Origin of the sequence: Microbacterium sp. LTA6 (genome assembly GCF_045690355.1) — a bacterium.
Taxonomy (GTDB): Bacteria; Actinomycetota; Actinomycetes; order Actinomycetales; family Microbacteriaceae; genus Microbacterium.
On the sequence record NZ_CP147855.1, the window covers coordinates 2720012 to 2743117 of the forward strand.

Sequence of the window (23106 nt, forward strand, 5' to 3'; positions counted from 1 at the left end):
CGCGATCCGATCGCGTCCCCTCTGTCGTATCCGGCCGTCATACTGGTCGCGACCCCCGCTGCTGCAGGGCACGGGAGGTCGCGCGCGGAAGGACCACTGATGGCATCCACCTGGCTCGTGGTGGGACTCGGGAACCCGGGACCCCGGTACGAGGCGACCCGGCACAACATCGGCCAGCTCGTCGTCGACGAACTGGCGGCACGTCGCAGCGAGAGCTTCCGCGAGCACAAGGGCGGAGCTCGCGTCGTCGAGACCTGGCTGCGGCCGGGTGCCGACAAGCTGGTGCTGGCGAAGCCGAACACGTTCATGAACGTCTCCGGTACCCCGGTCGCTGCTCTCGCCCGCTTCTACTCGGTACCCGCAGAGCAGGTCATCGTCGTGCACGATGAACTGGACATCCCGTTCGACACGGTGAAACTGAAGATCGGCGGCGGCCACGGCGGCCACAACGGGGTTCGCGACGTCGCGAGCGCGATCGGCACCGCCGACTTCCCGCGTGTGCGCGTGGGCATCGGACGTCCGCCCGGACGTCAGGATGCGGCGGACTGGGTGCTCGCGCCTTTCGGCAAAGAGGAGCGGGCGAACGTGCCGATCCTCGTCTCCGATGCGGCCGACGCCGTCGAACTGCTCGTCGCGGAAGGACTGCTCGCGGCGCAGCAGAAGCACCACGCGCCGCGCTGAGCGCTGTCCTTCGCGTCAGCTGGAGTAGTCGTAGTCGATGAAGCCGGCGGCCGTCCCGGTGCTCAGGGCGATCACCAGCACGACGAAGAAGATGAGCGGCGCGATGATCGCGACGACAAGAGCCGCGATGCCCTGTCCTCGGCCCTGTCGGCGTCGGATCGCGATGATCCCCACGACGATCGCTGCGATGCCGAGCAACGTACCGGCCCAGAATGCGAGCTCCGCCCACAGCACCTGGTCGCGGGCGGGGGAGAGGAAGGCGAGCGAGTCGACGTCGCTCATGTAATCGGCTGCGCCGGGGATGCGCCGGCCGATCTCGTATGCGGCGAAGCCGACGATGATCGGGGTCGCGACGGCGGCGACGAGGGAGAAGATCAGCGCCAGGGTGCCGAGGAACGGCGATCGCCGCTCGGGGGCGGCCGGCACCGGATAAGCGCCGGCCGGGGCCGCGTAGCCGCCCACCGGCACGTGGTAGGCGCCCGGAGGCGCCTGGTAGACCGGTGCCTGCGGGTGCGCCGGAGCGACGGGCTGCGGATATCCGGGTGCGACCGGCGGCTGCGGGAAGGCGGGGGCCGGTACCGTTCCGTACGGTGCCGCCGGAACGGGAGGCACGCCGGGCGGGGGCAGCTGCGGATCAGTCACGACCCCATCCTAACGGCGAGTGTCAGACGCGTCGCAGCAGGCCGACGCGATCGTAGACGGTGCGGAGAGTGACGTCGGCGACGGCATCCGCCCGCCCGGCGTTCGCGGCGAGGATGCGATCGAGCTCGGCCGGGTCGTCGAGGAGCTCGAGGGCTCGCGCTCTGACCGGCTCGAACTCGTTGACGACGACCTCGGCGAGGCCCTTCTTGAAGTCGCCGTACCCGCGACCTGCGTACTCGTCTTCGATCGACGGCACCTGACGGCCGGTGAGGGCCGCATAGATCGTCAGCAGATTGGAGACGCCCGGCTTGTTCTCCCGGTCGAACCGCACCGATCCCTCGTTGTCGGTGACAGCGCGCATGATCTTCTTCGCCGACTTCGCCGGGTCGTCCAGCATCCAGATGACGCCCGCGTCGCTCTCTGCGGACTTCGACATCTTGGAGGTCGGGTTCTGCAGGTCGTAGATGCGCGCGGTGTCCTTCTGGATCACCGGGTTCGGCACCGTGAAAGTCTCGCCGAAGCGCGAGTTGAAGCGCTCTGCGAGGTCGCGTGTGAGTTCGACATGCTGCTTCTGGTCGTCGCCGACCGGCACCACGTCGGTCTGATACAGCAGGATGTCCGCTGCCATCAGGACCGGGTAGGTGAACAGGCCGACGCTCGCCGCGTCCTGCCCGTAGCGTGCCGACTTGTCCTTGAACTGGGTCATCCTGCCGGCTTCGCCGAACCCGGTGATGGTGCCCAGAATCCAGGCGAGTTCAGTGTGCGCGCGGACGTGCGACTGCACGTACAGCGTCGACTGCGAGGGTTCGATGCCCGCCGCGATGTACTGCGCGGCCGTGCGACGGGTCTTCTCCCGCAGTTCGGCCGGGTCCTGCGCGACGGTGAGCGCGTGCAGGTCGACCACCGAGAAGTAGGCGTCGTATGCGCTCTGCAGATCACGCCACTGCAGGAGCGCGCCGATGTAGTTGCCGATCTGAAGAGAATCGGCGGATGGCTGCATTCCTGAGTAGAGGCGAGGTTTCGTCACGATATCAATCCTATGGTGATGCTGGTGGCGCAGAATCCGGTGCTGGCAGACTTGGCCGATGGTGCAGGTGCAGACGGCGTCGGGTGACCGCGTCATCCGGATCGTCGGAGGTGTGCTCGCCGCGGGGTTCGGAGTGCCCTTCCTGCTGCTCGGCGGGATGGCCCTCAGCAGCCGCTTCGGTTGGGGCACCGGCGATCCGCACGGATACGCGATGATCTTCGGCACGGTCCTCGCGCTCGGGCTGGGCCTGCTCACAGCCGTCGTGGTGCCGCTGATCTTCCGCTCCAGCCTCCGTGGCGCCGCCTACATGTGGAGCATGCTCGTCTACGTGCTCGTCGCCGTCGGACTCATCGCGGCGCTGCTCACGGCGTGATGGTCACGCAGGGCGCGTGGAGAACGAACATCTAGGCTGGGCGCATGAAGACCCCGCACGGCCGGAGGAGGCGCGCTCACGCGACGCAGGATCGCGCGCTCTACGTCGAGATTCTCATTCGGGCACCCCTGGAGACGGTGTGGGAACGCACTCAGGACCCCACCTCGCACGTGCGCTGGGATGCCCGTTTCACGTCGATCAGGCCCACGCGAGTCCGCGAGAACGGGGCGCAGGAGTTCGATTACGAGCTCGACCTCGGACTGCACAAGTTCCGTGGCACCGGTTCTTCTCTCGGCACCCGTCACGGTCGGCACGGCGAGCGCACCTCCGCCCTCGTGTTCGATGCTGCCGACCGGCTCTCGCCGCTCGGCAGCGGTCGCGGCTATTGGCGTTACATCCCGACGGATGATGGAGTGCGTTTCCTCACCGGATACGACTATCAGCCGGGCTGGGGTCCGATCGGCCGCATCCTCGACCCGCTGATCACACGGCGGTTCGTCTGGTGGCTCACCGCGTGGAGTTTCGATCGGCTCCGGATCTGGGCAGAGGAGGATGTCGTTCCCGAGAAGACGACCTGGTGGCGCTCGTTGCTCCCTGGAGAACGACCGCGGGCTCGCGCCGGACGCTGCATGTCGCGTCCCGCGCGCGATGACGGCGGCTCCGTGATGCAGGCCGCCCCCGATTCGCTCGCGGAGATCACCTCGTGATGCCGACCGACGGCGTGTTCCGCCGTGCACTCGGTGCCGATTTCGAGCGCCTGCATCCGCAGCTGCAGCGGCGATTCGGTGTCGGTGTCGCTGCCGGCTATGGCTGCATCGGGCGCGGCGTGATGTCGGAGGTGCGGCGTGGACCGTGGTGGACGCTGCCGTTCCTGGCGTTCGGGACCCTGCGCAACATCATGTTCCCCGAGAAGGGGCAGAACATCCCGTTCCAGATCGACAACCACGCCTACGTCGACAGCCTCGGCCGAGAGACCGTCACCTTCGTGCGGACGATGGATATCCGACCGGGGCGCCGTCGCCGCTTCGATGCGACGATGATCTACAGCGAGCGTCGCGGCAGGATCGTGGACTACCTGGGCACGCATCAGCATCTCGCGGTGGATCTCGACCTGTCCGTCACCGACGACGGCGGTCTGCGCCTGGCCTCGGGCGCGCAGCGGTTCTATGAGGGCCCGGTGTCGTTCCGGTTCCCGATGCTGTTCAGCGGCCGAGCCCACCTCACCGAGCACTACGACGAAGAGCGGCAGTGCTTCGTCATCGATCTCGAGGTGCGAAATGCACTGCTCGGTTTCCTCTTCGGGTACCGCGGGGAGTTCGCCTGCGAGTTTCCGGAGGGCACGGACGCGCCGCAGACAGCGAAGCCCTACCGCGAAGAGCGTCGCGAGTGATCGCACAGGGCGACGTCTTCCTCCGTGCACTGGGTGTCCGATCGCAACAGCTCCATCCGGCGATCCTGGCGCAGCTGAGCCAGCCCCACGCCCCGGAGGACTCCGTGCACGGAGTCTTCGAGACGGCGGGCAGCCGGTTCGGACGGCTGGCGTTCCTCGCCCGTCCCGTCCTCGGGTCGTCGCTGCTCCTCACCCGCTTCGGCGCAGACGTGCCTTTCGTGCTGACCGCGCGTGCATCGAGAACCGCCGCAGGTCGCGCGGTGCTGGAGACGACACGCCGATTCGAGTTTCCCGGGGCGACGGAGGTGATCAGCGATCGTCTCGTCGAGGATCCTGAGGCCGGTGGTCTGCGCAACCTCCTCGGCGATCGCCGGCGGGTCGAGCTCATCCTGGACTGCACGGTGACGGATCACGGATCGCTCCGGATGCAGTCCCGCCACGTCGCCCTGGTTCTTGGAGGGCGACGGATCCCGCTCCGAGGGCCCTTCGGGATCGTCGTCTCCGTCGAAGACGGGTGGGACGCCGAGCATCAGCGGAGGACCATCGCGATGGAAGCTCGACACCCGCTGCTGGGTACCGTCCTGGAGTATCGCGGCTGGTACCGGCCGAACGATCTCGGCGACGCCGAATCTCAGTACGAGTAGTCGACGACCACCGGCGCGTGATCGCTCCAGCGCTGGTCGTAGGACGCCGCTCGAGCCACGTGATAGGCGCCGACGCGCTCCGCGAGGGCGGGGGAGGCGAGGTGGTAATCGATGCGCCAGCCGGTGTCGTTGTCGAACGCCTGACCGCGTGCCGACCACCACGTGTACGGCCCCTCGACCTCGCCGTGGAAGCGTCGGCCCACGTCGACCCAGCCGAGACCCGGACCCACTGATCCGTCGACACCGGTGATCTCGGCTCCGACCGCACCGAGGAAGCGATCGAAATAGGCGCGCTCACGCGGCAGGAAGCCGGACTTCTTGCGGTTGCCCCGCCAGTTCTTGATGTCGAGTTCGCGGTGCCCGACGTTGAGGTCGCCGGTGACGACCGCGAGGGCATCGTCGGCTGCGAGCTCGCTCAGGCGCGGTCCGAAGGCCTCGAGGAAGCGCCACTTCTCTTCTTGGCGCGGCGTCTCGGCTTCGCCGGAGTGCACGTAGGCACTGACGATGGTGATCGGCCGGTCGCCGAGGACGAAGTCCCCTTCGAGCCAGCGCCCCTTCGAATCGAAGTCGTCGTCACCGAATGCGGTGCGGGTCGCGAGGGCGGGGGTGCGGCTCACGATCGCGACGCCGGCGCGTCCCTTCGCGGTGGCCTCGTCGTGCACGATCGACCAGCCGGGGAAGGCGGCCTCGAGATGCTCGTCCTGCCCGCGGACCTCCTGCAGAGTGAGCACATCGACATCGGCAGAATCCAGCCAGGCGTGCATCCCATTGCGGACCGAGGCCCGAATTCCGTTGACATTGACTGTGGCGACACGCAGATGAGGCATGCCTCAAGCCTAACGAGCGTCTCCGACATCGTCGTTCCGTCTCGGGGGCTCTACCACCGCGACCCCCGCTTCCTCGGCCTCCTCGAGGGCTCTGCGCCATTCGGTGCGTGCACGACGCAGGCGATGGGAGACGAGGGGTGCTCGCCACCACGCGGCGTCGTCGAGAGCTTCCTGAGTCCGCTGAACGCGCACCCGTGCGGCGATCACGAGCGCCTGCACTTCGTCCTCGTGCGTGATGCTCTCCGCCTTCGCCATCAGCGGCTGGTCATGATCTGCGGCGCCGACCGCGATCCAGGACGCCGCGACGAGGACGACGATCGAGACCGCCCGGCACCAGAGCAGGATCGCGACGGCGACGGCGAAGGTCGCCAGGAGCGGGTTCGTGGGGGTGTGCGACAACAGCAGACCTGCTCCGAGCTGCAGCACGACGACAGCTCCGCCGCCGATCAGTGCGCCGGGCAGGACGCGCCGCCAGCGCAGCGATGTTCCGGTGAGGTAGCGCACCAGCAGCGCAAGAGCGGCGGCATCCATCGCGAACGCGATGAGGATCGACGATATCCGCACGCCGACCTCGTACATCGGCCGGGACGCGTCTCCGCCGAAGGCCTCGACGGCCTGCGCGAGCGCCCAGACCCCGAACACGCTGAGCGCCGATCCGAGAAGCAGCGACAGCCCGAACGCGGCTGCGGCGATGAGATCCCAGAGCTTCAGCAGCAGGAAGTTGCGCGCATCGAAGGGGAGTCCGAAGATGTCGCGGATCGCGCGACGGGTGAAGGTCACGGCGGTCGTGGCGGACCAGATCACGACGATCGCCGCGATGGCACCGGTCACGCTGAGCACGCCCGTCGTCGACTGGGCGATCGCTTCGACCTCGGCAGGGGACGCGACGCCGTTCTTACTGATCAGCCCGGGAATGTAGGCGTTCGCGCCATCGATGAGGGCGCGGATCGCGCGCGGGCTTCCGCCGAGCCAGAGGCCGGCGCCCGCGAACGCGATGTAGAGCAACGCGAACAGGGCGAACAAACCCTGATAGCTCATCCCCGCCGAGAGGAGGAAGCCGTTCTGCCGCAGGAAGTGCCGCCAGACCCGCACCGGAAAGGACGCGATCACGCGCTCCTTCAGGTGTCTGGCGCGCACGGCCGTACGCTCAGCGACCGCCGCGCAGCACAGCCTGCTTGACCTCGGCGATGGCCTTGGTGACCTCGATGCCGCGCGGGCATGCCTCGGAGCAGTTGAAGGTCGTGCGGCAGCGCCAGACGCCCTCTTTGTCGTTGAGGATGTCGAGACGCACCGCGGCGTTGTCGTCGCGCGAGTCGAAGATGAAGCGGTGCGCGTTGACGATCGCGGCCGGGCCGAAGTACTGGCCGTCGGTCCAGAACACCGGGCACGACGACGTGCACGCCGCGCACAGAATGCACTTCGTGGTGTCGTCGAAGATCTCGCGGTCGGCGATCGACTGGACGCGCTCCTTGCCCTTCTCGGGGACGGAGCCGGCGACGAGGAACGGCTGAACTTCGCGGTAGGACGCGAAGAACGGCTCCATGTCGACGACGAGGTCCTTCTCCAGCGGGAGGCCCTTGATGGCCTCGACGTAGATCGGCTTGGAGATGTCCAAGTCCTTGATCAGGGTCTTGCAGGCGAGACGGTTGCGACCGTTGATGCGCATCGCGTCCGAGCCGCAGATGCCGTGCGCACAGGAGCGACGGAAGGTGAGCGAGCCGTCGACTTCCCACTTGATCTTGTGCAGGGCGTCGAGTACACGGTCGGTGGAGTAGAGCTCCACGTCGTAGTCGACCCAGTGCGGTTCCGCGTCGACCTCGGGGTCGAATCGGCGGATGTTGAAGGTGACGATGAACGATTGGATGGGGGCATCCGCAGCGGGCGCGTCGGCTATGGCTTTCGACATGCTCAGTACTTCCTCTCCATGGGCGGGTAGTTCAACTCGCCCTTCTCGTTCTTGGTGAACACGACGGGCTTCCAGTCCAGCTTGATGTGGTCGCTCGGCGTGGACGAGTGCGCGTCGCCGGTCAGGTACGCCATCGTGTGCTGCATGTACTTCTCGTCGTTGCGGTTCGGGAAGTCGTCGCGCATGTGGCCGCCACGGCTCTCTTGGCGGTTCTGTGCGGCGTAGACGACGACCTCGGCGATGTCGAGGAGGAACCCCAGCTCGACGGCCTCGAGCAGGTCGGTGTTGAACCGCTGACCCTTGTCGTCGACGTGCACGTTCCGGTAGCGGTCGCGCAGCTCCTTGATCACGCCGAGGACGTGCTCGAGCGAGTCGTGGGTGCGGAACACCTGCGCGCCCTTGTCCATCTCGTCCTGCAGCGCCTTGCGGAGCACTGCGATGCGCTCGGTGCCCTGGTTGTTGCGCAGGCCTTCGAGCATGCCCTTGACGAAACCGGCCGGGTCCTCCGGCAGCGGCACGAACTCGGCGGTCTTGACGTATTCGACGGCCTGACGGCCGGCGCGCTTGCCGAAGACGTTGATGTCCAGGAGCGAGTTGGTGCCGAGACGGTTCGCGCCGTGCACGGAGACGCACGCGCACTCACCGGCCGCGTACAGACCCGGCACGACGGTGGTGTTGTCGGCCAGCACCTCGGCGTTGTTGTTCGTGGGGATGCCGCCCATGGCGTAGTGCGCTGTCGGCATCACCGGGACCGGCTCGACCACCGGGTCGACGCCCAGGTAGGTGCGGGCGAACTCGGTGATGTCGGGGAGCTTGGTCTCGAGGACCTCGGCTCCCAGGTGCGTGCAGTCCAGCAGCACGTAGTCCTTGTGCGGTCCGGCGCCGCGGCCCTCTGCGACCTCCTGGACCATGCAACGGGCGACGATGTCACGCGGGGCGAGGTCCTTGATGGTGGGGGCGTAGCGCTCCATGAAGCGCTCACCGGAGGCGTTGCGCAGGATCGCGCCCTCACCGCGGGCTCCCTCGGTGAGGAGGATGCCGAGGCCGGCGAGGCCGGTCGGGTGGAACTGGAAGAACTCGAGGTCCTCGAGGGGGAGGCCCTTGCGCCAGACGATTCCGACGCCGTCACCGGTGAGGGTGTGGGCGTTGGAGGTGGTCTTGAAGATCTTGCCGAAGCCGCCCGTCGCGAAGATCACGGCCTTCGCCTGGAACACGTGCAGCTCGCCGGTGGAGAGGTCGTAGGCCACGACGCCCGAGATCTCGGTCTTGCCGTCGGCATCCTTCACCGTCAGCAGATCGAGCACGTAGAACTCGTTGAAGAAGTTGATACCGAGCTTGACGCAGTTCTGGAACAGCGTCTGCAGGATCATGTGACCGGTGCGGTCGGCGGCGTAGCACGCGCGGCGCACCGGCGTCTTGCCGTGCTCTGCGGTGTGCCCGCCGAAGCGACGCTGATCGATCTTGCCCTCGGGGGTGCGGTTGAAGGGAAGGCCCATGTTCTCGAGGTCGATGACCGCGTCGATGGCTTCCTTCGCGAGGATCTCCGCAGCATCCTGATCGACCAGGTAGTCGCCGCCCTTGACGGTGTCGAAGGTGTGCCACTCCCAGGAGTCCTCTTCGACGTTCGCGAGGGCGGCGGCCATGCCGCCCTGCGCGGCACCCGTGTGCGAGCGCGTCGGATAGAGCTTCGAGATCACGGCGGTCTTCGCGCCGGAGCCGGCCTCGATCGCCGCGCGCATCCCGGCGCCGCCGGCGCCGACGATGACGATGTCGAACTGGTGGTAGTGCACGCCGTCGCGGACGACGGAATCCTGGGTCTCAGTAGTCACTTCTCGTATGCCTTCTCTTCTACTTGCCCAGTGCCTGGCAGGTGTCCCACAGCGAGCTCGCCTCGGTCACACCCAGGCACGGGTCGAACGTGAACACGACGAGGGTGCCGAGGATGATCAGGAGTCCGGCGGCGAGGACGATCGCGCCGACCAGGACCTTGCGCACCTTCTCGGTCGTCACGTAGTCGTTGACGATCGTGCGCATGCCGTTCGCGCCGTGCAGCAGCGCGAGCCACAGCATCAGCACGTCCCACCACTGCCAGAACGGCGTGGCGAACTTGCCGGCGATGAAGGCGAAGTCCAGCGCGTGGATGCCTTCGCCGACCATCAGGTTGACGAACAGGTGCCCGAAGATGAGCACGACCAGGATGACGCCGGAGCCGCGCATGAAGAGCCAGCCCCACTTCTCCAGGTTGACGCCGCGCTGACGGCGCGCCGGGGCTGCGACGGTCTGCGTGGCCATCAGTGTCCTCCTCCGAAGCCGGCGAAAGCGAGCATCAGGTGGCGCGGCACGAAGCCGGCCATGATGATGCCCCACACGAGAAGCACGCCCCAGAACAGCTGTCGCTGGTACTTCGCGCCCTTCGACCAGAAGTCGACCGCGATGATGCGCAGGCCGTTCATCGCGTGGAACACGATGCCGGCGACGAGGACGACCTCGCCGAGCGCCATGATCGGGTTCTTGTACGTGCCGATGACGGCGTTGTACGCCTCCGGCGACACCCTGATCAGCGCCGTGTCGAGCACGTGCACCAATAGGAAGAAGAAGATGGCGACTCCGGTGATGCGATGAAGCACCCACGACCACATGCCTTCGCGGCCCCGGTAGAGGGTGCCGCGCGGGGTCTTGGAAGTGGTTTCCGAAATCGACGGTGTCAAGCGAGCGCTTGTGGACACGGTCGTCCTCCCTGGATCGATGTGACTCGGTCGCGTGCTGCGCTTGTCCAAGTGTGAGCCCGTCATGTCGCAGGCACGCCCGATCGGGATCCATCCTATTCCCGCCGGAAGCCCTGGAGCGACGAAGGGGAACCTAAGTGTCTCGACGTCGAGACGTATCGAGGGAGGATACGCTGGCCCGATGACCGAGCCCATCGAAGACTTCTACGCGGTGATTCCGGCCGGAGGCATCGGCAGCAGGCTGTGGCCGCTCTCCCGCGCGGATGCGCCGAAGTTCCTGCACGATCTCACCGGATCGGGTCACTCGCTCCTGCGCGACACGTGGGATCGACTCGAACCGCTGGCCGGCCCCGACCGGATCGCCGTCGTCACCGGTCGCGCCCACCGCGCCGCCGTCGAGGGCGAGCTTCCCGGGATCGCAGATCTCAATGTCTTCCTCGAGTCCGAGCCCAGGGAATCCGCGGCGGCGATCGGGCTCGCCGCCGCCATCCTGCATCGTCGTGAACCCGACGTGATCATCGGCTCGTTCAGTGCCGATCATGTGATCCGCGGAACCCAGGTCTTCGAGTGGGCTGTGCAGCAGGCGGTGCAGGTCGCCAGGGAGGGCTACATCTGCACCATCGGGATTCCGCCGACGGAACCGTCCGTCGGTTTCGGATACATCAAGAAGGCCGGGGAACTGGTCGTATCCGGAGCTCCGGAGGCGGCTCTCGTGGAGCGGTTCGTCGAGAAACCCGACCTGGAGACGGCCAAGGAGTACATCGCCGACCGCAACTACCTCTGGAACGCCGGCATGTTCATCGCGAAGGCGAGCGTGCTGCTCGAGGAGCTCGCCCGCAACGAGCCGGAGTTGCACGCCGGACTGCAGGAGCTCGCCGACGCCTGGGACGACCGCGAACTCCGCGGGCCGGCGGTCGACCGGATCTGGCCGGGGCTGAAGAAGATCGCGATCGACTACGCCGTGGCGGAACCCGCCGCCGAGCTCGGACGGCTCGCCGTGATCCCCGGTCACTTCGACTGGGACGACGTCGGCGACTTCGCCTCGCTCACCAAGCTCATCACGCACGGCCGCAAGAACGACCTGGCCGTCCTAGGCCCCAACGCACGCGTGCTGTCGGACGCCGCGAGCGGCATCCTGGTCAGTCAGACGTCCCGGGTGATCAGCCTCATCGGGGTGCAGGACATCGTCGTGGTCGACACCCCGGACGCCCTGCTGGTGACGACGGTGGAGCACGCGCAGCGCGTCAAGGGCGTCGTCGAGTCGCTCAAGCTGACCGGTCGGGGCGACGTGCTCTGATGAGCATGTCCACATGCTCATCGGCTGTCTTGGTTTCAGCTTTGTAACCATTCGATAGCGGCTCTGCCTCGGGCGTGCACAAATCCTGAAACAGTGGGTAACTTTGAGCGATCCGCGATGGCCGCGGATTCGCTCAGGGAGGCACGAGTTGACCATCTCCACCACCAAGAAGCTGCTTGGCGCGACGGCAGTCGCCGGCGTCATCTTCGCACTCGCAGGCTGCGGCCAGGCGCCCACTGAAACCCCCGATGGTGGCGACGCCGGTCCCGCCGTCGACAACTTCAAGCCATGCATGGTCTCCGATGAGGGCGGCTTCGACGACAAGTCCTTCAACCAGCTCGGATTCGAAGGTCTGACCAAGGCCGCCGACGAGCTCGGTGTCGAGGTCAGTAAGACCGAGTCGAAATCGGCGAGCGACTACGTGTCCAACCTCGACGCGCTCGCGTCCGAGGGCTGCACGTTCATCGTCTCGGTCGGCTTCAAGCTCAGCGCCCCGACCATCGAGGCGGCGACCGCGAACCCCGACATCCAGTACGCGATCATCGACGACTGGGCCGACGCCGACTTCGACGGCGAGACGGATGCTCCGAACATCAAGCCCCTGGTCTTCGACACCGCCCAGGCTGCGTTCCTCGGCGGTTACGCCGCGGCGTCGTACTCCGAGTCCGGCACGGTCGGCACCTTCGGTGGCGCCAAGATCCCGCCGGTGACGATCTTCATGGACGGCTTCCAGCTCGGCGTCGAGCACTTCAACAAGGAGAAGAGCGAAGACGTCAAGGTCGTCGGCTGGGACATCGCCTCGCAGGAGGGCCAGTTCACCGACGAGTTCGCCGCGAACGACAAGGCGAAGCAGGTTGCTCAGGGCATCATCGACCAGGGCGCCGATGTGCTGCTGCCGGTCGGCGGTCCGATCTACCAGTCCGCTGCACAGGCGATCCGTGACTCCGGCGGCAACATCGCCCTGATGGGCGTCGACGCCGATGTGTTCACCACTGACCCGAGCGTCGGCGACCTGCTCCTCGTGTCGATCATGAAGGGTATGGACGTCGCGGTCTACGACGCGGTGATGGAGGCTGCCGAGGGCAACTTCGACGCCACCCCGTTCGTCGGGACGCTGGAGAACGGCGGCGTCTCGCTGTCTGAGTTCCATGACTTCGAGAGCAAGGTCGACCCGGCACTCGCCGACGAGCTCAAGGCGATCCAGGAAGGCATCATCGACGGTTCGATCAAAGTCGAGTCGCCGGCATCGCCGTAACCGAAATCTGCAGTACAGGACGCGGCCGGACAGATGCTCAGCATCTGTCCGGCCGCTCCTCTGATCGATAGATTGAGATTATGAAGCTTGAGCTCCGTGGGATTACCAAGCGCTTCGGTTCCCTCGTCGCGAACGACCACATCAGCCTCACCGTCGAGCCGGGCCAGATCCACTGCCTGCTCGGCGAGAACGGCGCGGGGAAGTCGACGCTGATGAACGTCCTCTACGGGCTGTACACGGCCGACGAGGGGGAGATCCTTCTCGACGACGTGGTGCAGCACTTCGCCGGTCCTGGCGACGCGATGGCAGCGGGCATCGGCATGGTGCACCAGCACTTCATGCTCATCCCCGTCTTCACCGTCGCCGAGAACGTCATGCTCGGCCACGAGAAGACCGGTTTCGCCGGTCGACTCGATCTGGCCGCTGCTCGCGCGCACGTGCGCGCCGTCAGCCAGCGCTTCGGATTCGAGATCGACCCGGACGCCATCGTCGGCGACCTCCCGGTCGGCGTCCAGCAGCGCGTCGAGATCATCAAGGCGCTCTCCCGTGATGCCAAGGTGCTGGTCTTCGACGAACCGACCGCGGTACTCACCCCTCAGGAGACCGACGAGCTGATGGGCATCATGCGCCAGCTCCGCGATGAGGGCACGGCGATCGTCTTCATCACCCACAAACTGCGTGAGGTCCGCGAAGTGGCGGACAAGATCACGGTCATCCGCCTCGGCAAGGTCGTCGGCGAGGCCGACCCCACCGCATCCAACACCGAGATGGCAGCGCTCATGGTCGGTCGCGCGGTCGAGCTCACCGTGAGCAAGGGAGAGCCCAACCTCCGCAGCGGCGGACTCGTGGTCGATCGCCTTCGGGTGATCGACGAGGCGGGGCAGATCGTCGTCAACGACGTGAGCTTCGAAGTGCGACCGGGCGAGATCCTCGCGATCGCCGGGGTGCAGGGCAACGGCCAGACCGAGCTCACCGAGGCGATCATCGGACTGCAGCACAAGGCCACCGGCAGCATCACCCTCGACGGCGAAGAACTGCTCGGCCGCAGTGTCCAGGGCGTCATCGATGCGGGCGTCGGCTTCGTCCCCGAGGACCGCAAGGAAGACGGCCTGGTCGGCGAGTTCAGCGTCGCCGAGAACCTCATTCTCAACCGCTCCTCCGACGGCGCCCCCTTCTTCCGGGTCGCCACGCTCCAGCGCAAAGCTCTCGACGCCTTCGCGAGAGAGCAGATCGACGAGTTCGACATCCGCACCCAGGGGCCGGATGCCGCCGCCGGGCGTCTGTCCGGCGGCAACCAGCAGAAGGTCGTCCTCGCGCGTGAACTGAGTCGCGAGCTGAAGCTCTTCGTGGCATCGCAGCCGACCAGGGGCATCGACGTCGGTTCCATCGAATTCGTGCACGAGCGCATCGTCGAGACCAGGGACTCCGGCGTTCCGGTCATCGTGGTCTCCACGGAACTCGACGAGGTATCGGCACTCGCCGACCGGATCGCGGTCATGTACCGCGGTGGCATCGTCGGCATCGTGCCGGGTAATGCTCCGCGCGAGGTGCTCGGACTCATGATGGCCGGCGAGTTGCCCGGCGCCGCGGAGAAGGAGGTCGCCTCGTGAGTGGAGTCGCCGAGAAGAAGACAGAGGTCGAGGCCGCGCCTCGGCAGAACACCGTCATCCGCGACATCGCCGGAGGAAGCGCTGTTCGCGCCGTGCTGGCGATCGTCCTCGCGATGCTCATCGGCGGCGTCCTCATCGCTGCGACCAATCCGGACGTGCAGAGGGCGACGGGGTATTTCTTCCAGAAGCCGGGCGACACGTTCGCCGCGATCTGGGAGGCGGTCTCCGGCGCCTACGCCGCACTGTTCCGCGGGGCGATCTACAACTACAACGCGCCGAACTTCCTGCGCGCGATCAAGCCGATCACCGACACCCTGAACTTCGCCACGCCGCTCATCGCGGCCGGCCTCGGTGTCGCACTGGCGTTCCGCGTCGGCCTGTTCAACATCGGTGGCCGGGGCCAGATGCTCATGGGCGTCGCTGCGGCATCCGTCGTCGCTTTCACCGTGCAGGCCCCGATTTTCATCCACCTCCCGCTGACCATCATCGCCGGACTTCTCGGCGGCATGGTCTGGGGTGGACTCGTCGGGTTCCTCAAGGCGAAGACGGGCGCGCACGAGGTGATCCTGACGATCATGCTCAACTTCATCGCGTACTACTTCATCTCCTGGCTGCTGGCCACGCCCGGTCTGCTGCAGCGCCCAGGGGGATCGCAGCCGATCTCACCGCCCACGCCGGAGACGGCGCAGTTCCCGCTGCTGTTCACGGCACCGCTCTCGGTGAACGCGGGCTTCCTGGTCTCGATCCTCGCCGTGGTCTTCGTGTGGTGGCTCATCGAGCGATCCAGCCTCGGGTTCCGGATGCGTGCGGTGGGGGAGAACCCCAACGCCGCCCGGGCCGCCGGCGTCAACGTCGGCCGCACCATCGTCTACGCGATGGGCATCGCCGGCGCTCTGGCCGGACTCGCCGGCGTCAATCAGATGTCCGGCACGATCACGAGCGGTTTCGAGGCCGGAATCGATGCCGGCATCGGCTTCGACGCGATCACCGTCGCGCTCCTCGGCCGCAGCCGGGCGTGGGGCGTGCTCTGGGCCGGCATCCTGTTCGGGGCGCTCAAGGCGGGCAGTTTCACGATGCAGACCTCGCAGGACATCCCGGTCGACATCGTCCTCGTCGTGCAGGCGCTGATCGTGCTCTTCATCGCGGCACCCCCGCTGATCCGCGCGATCTTCTTCCTCCCGAAGGAGGGCGCATCGCCCCGTCCCGTGCGTCGCGCGAAGAAGGAGGTGGCCGCATGAGCGCCATCGCAGCCACCACCGCAGCCGACGGCACGATCCTTCGCGAGACGGTGCGCCAGCGCAGCTTCAAGCTGCCGATCTCGCTCGGCATCGTCTCGGTGCTCCTCCTTCTGCTCGCCCTCCCGGCGGGCCGAAGCGGCACGAGCGTCTTCCGCCTCGCGGACCGCACGTCTTCGCTGGCATTGCCGGACATCGGAGTCCCGACGTGGCCGACGGTGTTCGTCAGCTCCCTCATCCTCGTCGCCCTCGCCGTCTACGCGACCGTTCGTGTGATGGGCTACCGGCGCGTCGGCCTCTGGCTGCCGATCGTGTTCGCGTTCGTCGCCGTCTTCGCGTTCCTCACCTGGTCGGCCGCAGACGGTCTCGTCCCCGTCACCGGACTGCTCTTCGGCGCCGTCTCGCTGTCGGTGCCGCTGATCTTCGGAGCCCTCGGCGGCGTCATCGGTGAGCGCGCCGGTGTCGTGAACGTCGCGATCGAGGCGCAGTTCCTGCTGGCGGCTTTCAGTTCCGCACTCGTCGCGTCGATGACCGGGAGCTACGTCATCGGAATCATTGCGGCCATGGTGGGTGGCGCCCTCGTGGCTGCCGTGCTCGCCCTCTTCGCGATCCGTTACATCGTCGATCAGGTCATCGTCGGTGTCGTGCTCAACGTGCTCATCACCGGGCTGACGAGCTTCCTGCACGGTGCACTGATGCGCCAGAACGAAGCCCTGTTCAACACGCCGCCGCGACTGCCGAGGATCCCGATCCCGCTGCTCCACGAGATTCCGGTGCTCGGCCCGGTGCTGTTCAACCAGACGCTGATCGTGTACCTCATGTACATCGCGGTGCCGCTGGTCGCCTGGGCGCTCTACCGTTCGCGCTGGGGTCTCCGCCTCCGCGCGGTCGGCGAGCACCCGCAGGCGGCAGACACCGTTGGTATCAAGGTGAACCCGACGCGCTTCTGGAACCTCCTGCTCGCCGGCTCCATCGCCGGTATCGGCGGGGCGTACTTCACGCTCGGATCGGTCGGAGCCTTCGACAAGGAGATGACGGACGGTCTCGGCTTCATCGCCCTCGCCGCGGTAATCTTCGGCGGCTGGGATCCGATCAGGGCGACGCTCGCGGCGATCCTCTTCGGGTTCTCGATGAACCTGGAGACGCTGCTGAGCAATCTCGGATCCCCGATCCCCGGTGAGTTCATGAAGATGCTGCCGTACGTGGTGACCGTGCTCGCCGTTGTTGGATTCGCAGGCAAGGTCCGCGCACCCGCCGCCGACGGCAAGCCGTACATCAAGGGATAGTGATGACAGACATCGATTGGGACGAGCTGCGTCAGGTCGCCACCGACGCGATGGAGAAGGCGTACGCGCCCTACTCGCGCTACAAGGTGGGTGCCGCCGCGCTCGTGGGCGACGGACGGATCGTCGCCGGCTGCAACGTGGAGAACGCCTCATACGGCGTCACCCTGTGCGCGGAATGCGCACTGGTCGGCGACCTGCACATGTCCGGCGGCGGCCAGCTGGTCGCGTTCGTGTGCGTCAACAACGACGGGCAGACGATCATGCCGTGCGGCCGCTGCCGTCAGCTGCTGTTCGAGCACGCGATGCCCGGGATGCTGCTGGAGACCGTCTCCGGCATCCGCACGATCGACGAGGTGCTGCCGGACGCGTTCGGCCCCCGAGACCTGGAGGACGCACGATGAGCGTTGAGCCCTACGACGCGGTTGACGTCATCCGTGCCAAGCGCGATGGCGGCGTCGTCGCCGAGCCGGCGCTGCGATGGATGGTCGACGCCTACACCCGCGGATACGTGTCCGACGCGCAGATGGCATCGTTCGCGATGGCCGTCTTCCAGCGCGGCATGGAGCGCGACGAGATCCGGGTGCTCACCGACGCGATGATCGCTTCGGGGGAGCGGATGAGCTTCGCATCCCTCGGCAAGAAGACCGTCGACAAGCACTCCACCGGTGGCGTCGGCGACAAGATCACCCTGCCGCTCGCGCCGCTCGTCGCCGTGTTCGGCGTCGCGGTGCCGCAGCTGAGCGGTCGTGGCCTCGGTCACACCGGTGGCACGCTCGACAAGCTGGAGTCCATCCCCGGCTGGCGCGCGGCGCTTTCCAACGAGGAGATGTTCGCGCAGATGCAGGGCGACGTCGGCGCCGTGATCTGCGCGGCCGGCTCCGGCCTCGCGCCGGCCGACAAGAAGCTCTACGCGCTGCGCGACGTGACCGGCACGGTCGAGGCGATCCCGCTGATCGCGTCGAGCATCATGTCGAAGAAGATCGCCGAGGGCACGGATGCTCTCGTGCTCGACGTGAAGTTCGGATCCGGCGCGTTCATGCAGGACATCGACCGCGCCCGCGAATTGGCCCGCACCATGGTCGCGCTCGGCACGGACTCCGGTGTCGCCACCACGGCGCTCCTCACAGACATGAACGTGCCGCTCGGGCTCGCGATCGGCAACGCGAACGAGGTCCGCGAGTCGGTGGAGATCCTCGCCGGTGGCGGACCGGCCGACGTCCGCGAGCTGACGCTCGCGCTGGCCAGGGAGATGCTCGCCCTGGCAGGTCAGCCGGATGCCGACGTCGAGGCGGCTCTCGACGACGGCCGCGCGATGGACAGCTGGAAGGCGATGATCCGCGCGCAGGACGGCGATCCGGATGCTCCGCTGCCGACCGCGCGCGAGACCCATGTCGTCACAGCCTCGGCCGATGGCGTGATGACGCGTCTGGACGCACTGCCCTTCGGGATCGCGGCATGGCGTCTCGGCGCCGGCCGTGCGCGCGCAGAGGACCCGGTGATCTTCGAGGCGGGTATCGACCTGCATGCGAAGCCTGGGGAGCGCGTCGTGGCAGGTCAGCCGTTGTTCACTCTCTCCGCCGCAGACGAGGCTCGCTTCCCGCGCGCTCTCGAGGCGGTCGAGGGTGCCTGGGAGATCGGTGACGAGGCCTCGGTGAGGGCATCGGGGCCGCTCGTTCGGGAGCGGATCACCGCGTAGTCTGAATCTCAGGTCCGACGGTGCATTCCGTCTGCCTGCGGTGCGCTCAAAGACCGGAAACGAAGGGGTACATTCCATGTCGATCGATCCGAACGGCGACGTCACCATTCAGGGGACCTCGCTGCGAAGCCTTCCCAAGGTGTCGCTGCACGACCACCTCGACGGCGCCCTGCGTCCGGCGACGATCATCGAGCTGGCGGATGCCGCGGGAATCGACGTCCCCGAGACGAAGCCGGCGGCGCTGGGGAAGTGGTTCACGAAGCAGAGCGATTCCGGCTCGCTCGTCGAGTACCTGAAGACCTTCGACCTGACGACCGCCGTCATGCAGACGCAGGAGGGGCTGACCCGGGTCGCCCGCGAGTTCGTCCAGGATCTCGCCGCGGATGGCGTGATCTACGGGGAGGTCCGCTGGGCCCCCGAGCAGCACCTGTCCGGTGGGCTCTCGCTCGAGCAGACGGTCGAGGCGGTGCAGCAAGGGATCGAGGAGGGCGAGGATGCCGCAGACCGCGCCGGCAGCAGCATCCGCGTCGGCCAGCTGATCACCGCGATGCGGCACACCGATCGCGCACGGGAGATCGCCGAGCTCGCGGTCGCCTTCCGCGGACGCGGCGCCGTCGGCTTCGACATCGCCGGCCCCGAAGACGGCTTCCCGGCGTCGAATCACCGAGCCGCCTTCGACTATCTCGCCGAGAACTTCTTCCCGGTGACGGTGCACGCGGGTGAGGCTGCCGGTCTCGCCTCGATCCGTTCCGCGCTGATCGACGGACGGGCCTTGCGCCTCGGTCACGGCGTCCGCATCGCCGAAGACCTGCAGGTGATCACGCAGGAGGGCGACGAGGTGCAGGTGCAGTTCGGCGACCTGGCCCGCTGGGTCCGCGATCGGGAGATCCCACTGGAGCTCTCGCCGTCGTCGAACCTGCAGACCGGCGCGATCGCGGCCTGGGGTACCGAGCTCGCCGACCACCCCTTCGATCTGCTGTACCAGCTCGGCTTCGCCGTCACGGTCAACGTCGATAACCGCACCATGAGCGGCACGTCGCTGACACGAGAGCTCGCTCTGCTCGTCGAGGCGTTCGAGTACGACCTCGACGACCTCGAGACGTTCCAGTTCAACGCGGCAGCGGCGACGTTCCTCCCCGTCGAGGAGCGCGAAGAGCTCGTCGAGATGATCGCGGAGGGGTTCGAGGTCTGATGAGGTCGCGTCTTCAGCGTCGACGCCGGGCCATCACGCTCATCGTCGCGGCCGTCGTTCTGATCGGTGGGGGAGCGACCGCTGCCGCGCTCTGGTTGAACCGTGCGGCGGACCAGCCGCCGACCGCGACCGACGATGGTGCAAAGCCCCCGCCCACACCGACCCAGAAGCCGCTGTCACCGGCCGAGCAGTTGCTCGCCGACGCCGACGATCCGATGGCGTGCGCGGTCAGCTTCGCCGGAGACGGTATCGCGCTCGAACCCGCGCTGCAGTCGCAGAACGGCCTGTACCAGGCACTGCCGATCCCCGATGCGGATGGTCGGGTCTTCGCCGGCTGGTACGCGACCCCGGAGGATGCCGCGGCGTTCACGGTCGCCGCTCGCATCAACGGCGCCGACCCCGTCGCCTGCGTCGAACAGCAGATCGAGCTGCACGCCGCGTGGAAGACCCCCGACGAGAACGTCGCCGAGAACGCTCAGGTCCCGATCCTGATGTATCACCAGTTCACGACCAATCCGGAAGGGGAGGAAGGCTGGCTCCGGGGCAACTACGCGTACATCGGCGACTTCGACGCGCAGATGAACCACATCGCGACCACCGGGTTCTACCTGCCGACGTGGGATGAGCTCAGCGCGTTCATCGACGGACGACTGTTCCTGCCCGCCCGTTCGGTGATCATCACGGACGACGACGCGGATCAGACCTGGTTCGACCTCGCGGTGCCCGTGGTGGACAAGTACAAATTGCTGACCACTTCGTTCATGATCACCGCGTACCGTCAGGATCCGCCGCCGTCCACGTATGTGCTGCGCCGCTCGCACACGCACGACATGCATCAGGCCGGAGACAACGGCAAGGGGCGGATGGTGAACTGGTCGGCCGACGAGATCGCCGCGGATCTGAACGCATCCGGCGACATCCTCGGTGTCCGTGAGGTCATCGCCTACCCGTTCGGCCATTACAACGACACCTCCAAGCAGGGGGTCGCGCAGGCCGGTTACGAGATGGCGCGCACGATCGAACCGGGAACCGTAGGGATCGGCACGGACAAGTTCGCGTTGCCCGTGGTCCGCATCGACTACGGGATGGGCCTGGACTCGTTGATCAACCGCATCGGCTGATCTCGACGCGCGCGGGACTGCGCGAAGATGAGGGGGTGACCTCGCCCTCCGTCTTCATCGCCGGCCCCGCTTCGTGGAACTCGATCGTCGTACTCGATCGTCTGCCGGAACCCGTTCCGCACATGCAGTTCGCCGAGGAGACGTGGGAGACGGTCGGCGGCACGAGTGCCGGGAAGGCATTGAGCCTGACCGCTCTTGGTCGGTCGAGCCTGCTGTACGCCTTCGCGGGCGTCGACGCTGCCGGTACGCACGTGCGCGAAGCGCTGCAGGCGGCAGGGGTGCCGGTGGAGTGGGGACACAGCGACATCACCGAACGCCACCTCAACCTGATGACGAGGACGGGCGGACGCGTCTCGCTGTACCTGTCCACTCCATCCGCTCAGACCGGGTCGAACGACGCGGCGCTGACGCCGATGATGTTGGATTCCGACGCCATCGTGCTCGATCTCGCAGCCGAACCGTTGCGTCTGCTGCCCGCTGCGCGCCAGACCGGGCGACCGATCTGGGTCGACGTGCACGACTACGACGGCGAGGCCGAGTACCACCGGCCGTTTCTCGATGCGGCGGATGCCGTGTTCTGCAATGCCGATCGACTGGCCGATCCCGTCGGATTCCTGCGCGCCTGCATCGACGGCGGTGCGACGCTCGCGGTGTGCACGCTCGGCGCTGAGGGCGCGGTCGGGGTGGATGTCGAGGGCACTGTGCATCGCGTCAGCGCCGTCCCGGTGCCGGTCATCGACACGAACGGCGCCGGTGACGCATTCTTCGCCGGTGTCCTGGACGCGCGGCTTTCCGGGTGTTCGGTGCCGGAGTCGCTCGAGGCGGGGGCGCGATCGGCGTCGGTCGTGCTGGGGAGCCGGCACCTGCACCCGCTCTTGGACCCGATCCTGGGCTGACCTCAGCGCGAGTCCAACCCCCGATTCTCCTGTCGGACCGCGGCACGGTAGGCGTCCTTGTTCACGTAGTGAGCCATCCGATCGAGCCGGAGGTAGCGGTAGCCTCCGGTGAGGTCGGGCCAGGGCTCTCCGGTGACCCGTTCCCGGAATCGACGGGCTCGGTCCGGCGCCCTCTCCACCGCCGCGAGATAACCGGCCAGGAGATCGGCCTGTTCGGCGCGGCCCTGCCAACCGATCCCGGACGCCTCGATCATGCCCACGACGTAGAGACCGTTGAATGACGCGGGGAACATGTTCAGGAACAGCCGAGGCGCAGCCCCCTGCCAATGCAGATGCTCCCGGTCGACGAAGGGGTAATCGAGCCGGTAACCGGTGGCCAGAAGCACCAGATCGTACTCGCCTGTGCTCCCGTCGCGGAAGTGCACGGTCTTCTCCTCGAGACGGTCGATATCCGGGCGGATGCGCAGATCGCCCTGACCGAGATGATGCAGGACCAGCGTGTTCACGATCGGGTGCGACTCGTAGATCCGGTAGTCCGGCTTCGGGAATCCGAACCGCACCGGATCGCCGGTGAATGCCCGGAGTACTCGCGAATCGACTGCCTGCTTGAGCCGTGCGGGAAGCGGACGGCCCCGATTGAGTGTGTCGCTCGGGCGGCCGAACAGGTAGCGCGGCACGAAGTAGTAGCCGCGGCGCACGCTCATGTCGACGGACGTCGCGTGGTGCACGGCATCCACGGCGATGTCGCACCCCGAGTTCCCCGCTCCCACCACGAGTACGCGTTTGCCGGTCAGCTGGAGCGCGGACGTGTAGTTGCTCGTGTGCATCAGCGCGCCGGAGAAGCGGCCGGGGAACGCGGGAACGCTCGGCTCGGCCAGGGTGCCGTTCGCGAGGATCACGCCGGCGTACCACCGGGTCTTCGCGCCGTCCGGACCTTCGGCGGTCAGATCCCACCCGTCGTCCCGCGGTTCCAGGCGCGTCACTCGGGTGTCGAATCGGAAGAGCGGCGTGAGTCCGAAGTGGGAGGCGTAGTCCTGGAAGTAGGTGAGCAGCTCCCGATGGCTCGGATAGTCCGCCGTGCTCGTCATCGGGTACTCGGCGAACTCGGTCGTCGTGCGGGAGGAGATCAGATGCGCGGATTCGTACATCGTGCTGCGCGGATTCGTGATGTCCCAGAGGCCGCCGACATCATGCGACGCCTCGTAGCCATCGACCTCGATGCCCTGCTTCTGCAGCGCCCTGGCCGCGGCGAGTCCCGAGGGCCCGGCACCGATGACGGCGTATCTGTTCATACCGCTCCCC

At 67.1% G+C, this 23106-nt stretch carries 23 protein-coding genes and 1 pseudogene; 15 read left to right on the forward strand and 9 right to left on the reverse strand.

All coding sequences use genetic code 11. The annotated features are described in order from the left end of the window. Positions 1-99 precede the first annotated feature (99 nt). Complete coding sequence (gene pth / locus LTA6_RS12790; RefSeq protein WP_341974139.1) at positions 100-681, forward strand: aminoacyl-tRNA hydrolase; 582 nt, start codon at positions 100-102, stop codon at positions 679-681. Between the two features lie 15 nt (positions 682-696). Here the strand turns inward: pth and LTA6_RS12795 are convergent, their stop codons facing one another. Both LTA6_RS12795 and trpS read right to left on the reverse strand, forming a co-directional pair. Next, positions 697-1323, reverse strand: coding sequence for a hypothetical protein (locus tag LTA6_RS12795; RefSeq protein ID WP_341974140.1), 627 nt, complete (start codon positions 1321-1323; stop codon positions 697-699). A 22-nt stretch (positions 1324-1345) separates the two neighbouring features. After that, positions 1346-2323, reverse strand: coding sequence for a tryptophan--tRNA ligase (trpS, locus tag LTA6_RS12800; protein ID WP_407359279.1), 978 nt, complete (start codon positions 2321-2323; stop codon positions 1346-1348). A gap of 85 nt (positions 2324-2408) precedes the next feature. Here trpS and LTA6_RS12805 point away from each other — a divergent pair, with 85 nt between their 5' ends. From LTA6_RS12805 to LTA6_RS12820, 4 genes are read left to right on the forward strand one after another with little or no spacing between them, the layout of a single operon-like run. Further along, on the forward strand, positions 2409-2723 hold the full coding sequence (locus tag LTA6_RS12805; RefSeq protein WP_407358005.1) for a hypothetical protein: 315 nt from the start codon (positions 2409-2411) through the stop codon (positions 2721-2723). A gap of 44 nt (positions 2724-2767) precedes the next feature. Then, the gene (locus tag LTA6_RS12810) at positions 2768-3430 is read left to right on the forward strand and encodes an SRPBCC family protein (protein ID WP_407358006.1); all 663 of its coding nucleotides are present in this window, start codon (positions 2768-2770) and stop codon (positions 3428-3430) included. Continuing rightward, entirely contained in the window at positions 3430-4113 is a 684-nt protein-coding gene (locus tag LTA6_RS12815) for a DUF4166 domain-containing protein (protein WP_407359280.1), read from the forward strand. Before LTA6_RS12810 ends, LTA6_RS12815 begins: the two co-directional genes overlap by 1 nt. Further along, positions 4110-4757 (forward strand): DUF4166 domain-containing protein, encoded by a 648-nt coding sequence (locus LTA6_RS12820; RefSeq protein ID WP_407358007.1) that lies wholly within the window; start codon positions 4110-4112, stop codon positions 4755-4757. Before LTA6_RS12815 ends, LTA6_RS12820 begins: the two co-directional genes overlap by 4 nt. Here LTA6_RS12820 and LTA6_RS12825 read toward each other — a convergent pair. From LTA6_RS12825 to sdhC, 6 genes are read right to left on the reverse strand one after another with little or no spacing between them, the layout of a single operon-like run. After that, positions 4745-5584, reverse strand: coding sequence for an exodeoxyribonuclease III (locus LTA6_RS12825; RefSeq protein ID WP_407358008.1), 840 nt, complete (start codon positions 5582-5584; stop codon positions 4745-4747). The genes LTA6_RS12820 and LTA6_RS12825 overlap by 13 nt on opposite strands. A 9-nt stretch (positions 5585-5593) precedes the next feature. After that, positions 5594-6721, reverse strand: coding sequence for a YihY/virulence factor BrkB family protein (locus tag LTA6_RS12830; RefSeq protein WP_341974146.1), 1128 nt, complete (start codon positions 6719-6721; stop codon positions 5594-5596). A gap of 10 nt (positions 6722-6731) precedes the next feature. Next, complete coding sequence (locus tag LTA6_RS12835; RefSeq protein ID WP_341974147.1) at positions 6732-7490, reverse strand: succinate dehydrogenase iron-sulfur subunit; 759 nt, start codon at positions 7488-7490, stop codon at positions 6732-6734. Between the two features lie 2 nt (positions 7491-7492). Beyond that, positions 7493-9319 carry a succinate dehydrogenase flavoprotein subunit gene (gene sdhA, locus LTA6_RS12840; protein WP_363547876.1) on the reverse strand — a complete coding sequence of 609 codons (1827 nt, stop codon included), beginning with the start codon at positions 9317-9319 and terminating at the stop codon, positions 7493-7495. 19 nt (positions 9320-9338) lie between these two features. Beyond that, positions 9339-9782 (reverse strand): succinate dehydrogenase hydrophobic membrane anchor subunit, encoded by a 444-nt coding sequence (locus LTA6_RS12845; RefSeq protein ID WP_341974149.1) that lies wholly within the window; start codon positions 9780-9782, stop codon positions 9339-9341. Further along, positions 9782-10216, reverse strand: coding sequence for a succinate dehydrogenase, cytochrome b556 subunit (gene sdhC, locus LTA6_RS12850; RefSeq protein ID WP_072591539.1), 435 nt, complete (start codon positions 10214-10216; stop codon positions 9782-9784). The genes LTA6_RS12845 and sdhC overlap by 1 nt, the downstream gene beginning before the upstream one ends. Positions 10217-10397: 181 nt before the next feature. Between sdhC and LTA6_RS12855 the strand changes: the two genes are divergently transcribed. From LTA6_RS12855 to LTA6_RS12900, 10 genes and pseudogenes are all read left to right on the forward strand, one after another. Continuing rightward, positions 10398-11513, forward strand: coding sequence for a mannose-1-phosphate guanylyltransferase (locus LTA6_RS12855; RefSeq protein WP_341974151.1), 1116 nt, complete (start codon positions 10398-10400; stop codon positions 11511-11513). Between the two features lie 148 nt (positions 11514-11661). Beyond that, positions 11662-12768, forward strand: a complete 1107-nt coding sequence (locus LTA6_RS12860; RefSeq protein ID WP_341974152.1) for a BMP family ABC transporter substrate-binding protein — start codon at positions 11662-11664, stop codon at positions 12766-12768. Between the two features lie 80 nt (positions 12769-12848). Then, positions 12849-14378, forward strand: a complete 1530-nt coding sequence (locus tag LTA6_RS12865) for an ABC transporter ATP-binding protein (RefSeq protein WP_341974153.1) — start codon at positions 12849-12851, stop codon at positions 14376-14378. Further along, complete coding sequence (locus LTA6_RS12870) at positions 14375-15616, forward strand: ABC transporter permease (protein ID WP_341974154.1); 1242 nt, start codon at positions 14375-14377, stop codon at positions 15614-15616. Before LTA6_RS12865 ends, LTA6_RS12870 begins: the two co-directional genes overlap by 4 nt. Then, positions 15613-16899: an ABC transporter permease gene (locus LTA6_RS12875; RefSeq protein ID WP_407358009.1), complete on the forward strand. Its 1287-nt coding sequence runs from the start codon at positions 15613-15615 to the stop codon at positions 16897-16899. Before LTA6_RS12870 ends, LTA6_RS12875 begins: the two co-directional genes overlap by 4 nt. A gap of 2 nt (positions 16900-16901) precedes the next feature. Continuing rightward, on the forward strand, positions 16902-17300 hold the full coding sequence (locus LTA6_RS12880) for a cytidine deaminase (protein WP_341974156.1): 399 nt from the start codon (positions 16902-16904) through the stop codon (positions 17298-17300). Continuing rightward, positions 17297-18595 carry a thymidine phosphorylase gene (locus LTA6_RS12885; RefSeq protein ID WP_341974157.1) on the forward strand — a complete coding sequence of 433 codons (1299 nt, stop codon included), beginning with the start codon at positions 17297-17299 and terminating at the stop codon, positions 18593-18595. Before LTA6_RS12880 ends, LTA6_RS12885 begins: the two co-directional genes overlap by 4 nt. Before the next feature lie 76 nt (positions 18596-18671). Then, a complete protein-coding gene (locus LTA6_RS12890) occupies positions 18672-19787 on the forward strand; it encodes an adenosine deaminase (RefSeq protein WP_341974158.1) in 1116 nt (371 codons plus the stop codon). Positions 19788-20365: 578 nt separating this feature from the next. Next, positions 20366-20734 (forward strand): annotated as a pseudogene (locus LTA6_RS12895) (xylanase); the annotation flags it as partial. A gap of 209 nt (positions 20735-20943) precedes the next feature. Beyond that, the gene (locus tag LTA6_RS12900; protein ID WP_341974160.1) at positions 20944-21804 is read left to right on the forward strand and encodes a carbohydrate kinase family protein; all 861 of its coding nucleotides are present in this window, start codon (positions 20944-20946) and stop codon (positions 21802-21804) included. 2 nt (positions 21805-21806) lie between these two features. Here the strand turns inward: LTA6_RS12900 and LTA6_RS12905 are convergent, their stop codons facing one another. Continuing rightward, positions 21807-23096: an NAD(P)/FAD-dependent oxidoreductase gene (locus LTA6_RS12905; RefSeq protein ID WP_341974161.1), complete on the reverse strand. Its 1290-nt coding sequence runs from the start codon at positions 23094-23096 to the stop codon at positions 21807-21809. Positions 23097-23106 lie beyond the last annotated feature (10 nt).

Coding starts and splice junctions, on each gene's coding strand:
- LTA6_RS12805 (WP_407358005.1), top strand. CDS start 2,409: ATGGTGCAGGTGCAGACGGCGTCGGGTGACCGCGTCATCCGGATCGTC.
- trpS (WP_407359279.1), bottom strand. CDS start 2,323: ATGCAGCCATCCGCCGATTCTCTTCAGATCGGCAACTACATCGGCGCG.
- LTA6_RS12890 (WP_341974158.1), top strand. CDS start 18,672: ATGTCGATCGATCCGAACGGCGACGTCACCATTCAGGGGACCTCGCTG.
- LTA6_RS12845 (WP_341974149.1), bottom strand. CDS start 9,782: ATGGCCACGCAGACCGTCGCAGCCCCGGCGCGCCGTCAGCGCGGCGTC.
- pth (WP_341974139.1), top strand. CDS start 100: ATGGCATCCACCTGGCTCGTGGTGGGACTCGGGAACCCGGGACCCCGG.
- LTA6_RS12880 (WP_341974156.1), top strand. CDS start 16,902: ATGACAGACATCGATTGGGACGAGCTGCGTCAGGTCGCCACCGACGCG.
- LTA6_RS12835 (WP_341974147.1), bottom strand. CDS start 7,490: ATGTCGAAAGCCATAGCCGACGCGCCCGCTGCGGATGCCCCCATCCAA.
- LTA6_RS12905 (WP_341974161.1), bottom strand. CDS start 23,096: ATGAACAGATACGCCGTCATCGGTGCCGGGCCCTCGGGACTCGCCGCG.
- LTA6_RS12815 (WP_407359280.1), top strand. CDS start 3,430: ATGCCGACCGACGGCGTGTTCCGCCGTGCACTCGGTGCCGATTTCGAG.
- LTA6_RS12865 (WP_341974153.1), top strand. CDS start 12,849: ATGAAGCTTGAGCTCCGTGGGATTACCAAGCGCTTCGGTTCCCTCGTC.
- LTA6_RS12810 (WP_407358006.1), top strand. CDS start 2,768: ATGAAGACCCCGCACGGCCGGAGGAGGCGCGCTCACGCGACGCAGGAT.
- LTA6_RS12875 (WP_407358009.1), top strand. CDS start 15,613: ATGAGCGCCATCGCAGCCACCACCGCAGCCGACGGCACGATCCTTCGC.
- LTA6_RS12855 (WP_341974151.1), top strand. CDS start 10,398: ATGACCGAGCCCATCGAAGACTTCTACGCGGTGATTCCGGCCGGAGGC.
- LTA6_RS12825 (WP_407358008.1), bottom strand. CDS start 5,584: ATGCCTCATCTGCGTGTCGCCACAGTCAATGTCAACGGAATTCGGGCC.
- LTA6_RS12885 (WP_341974157.1), top strand. CDS start 17,297: ATGAGCGTTGAGCCCTACGACGCGGTTGACGTCATCCGTGCCAAGCGC.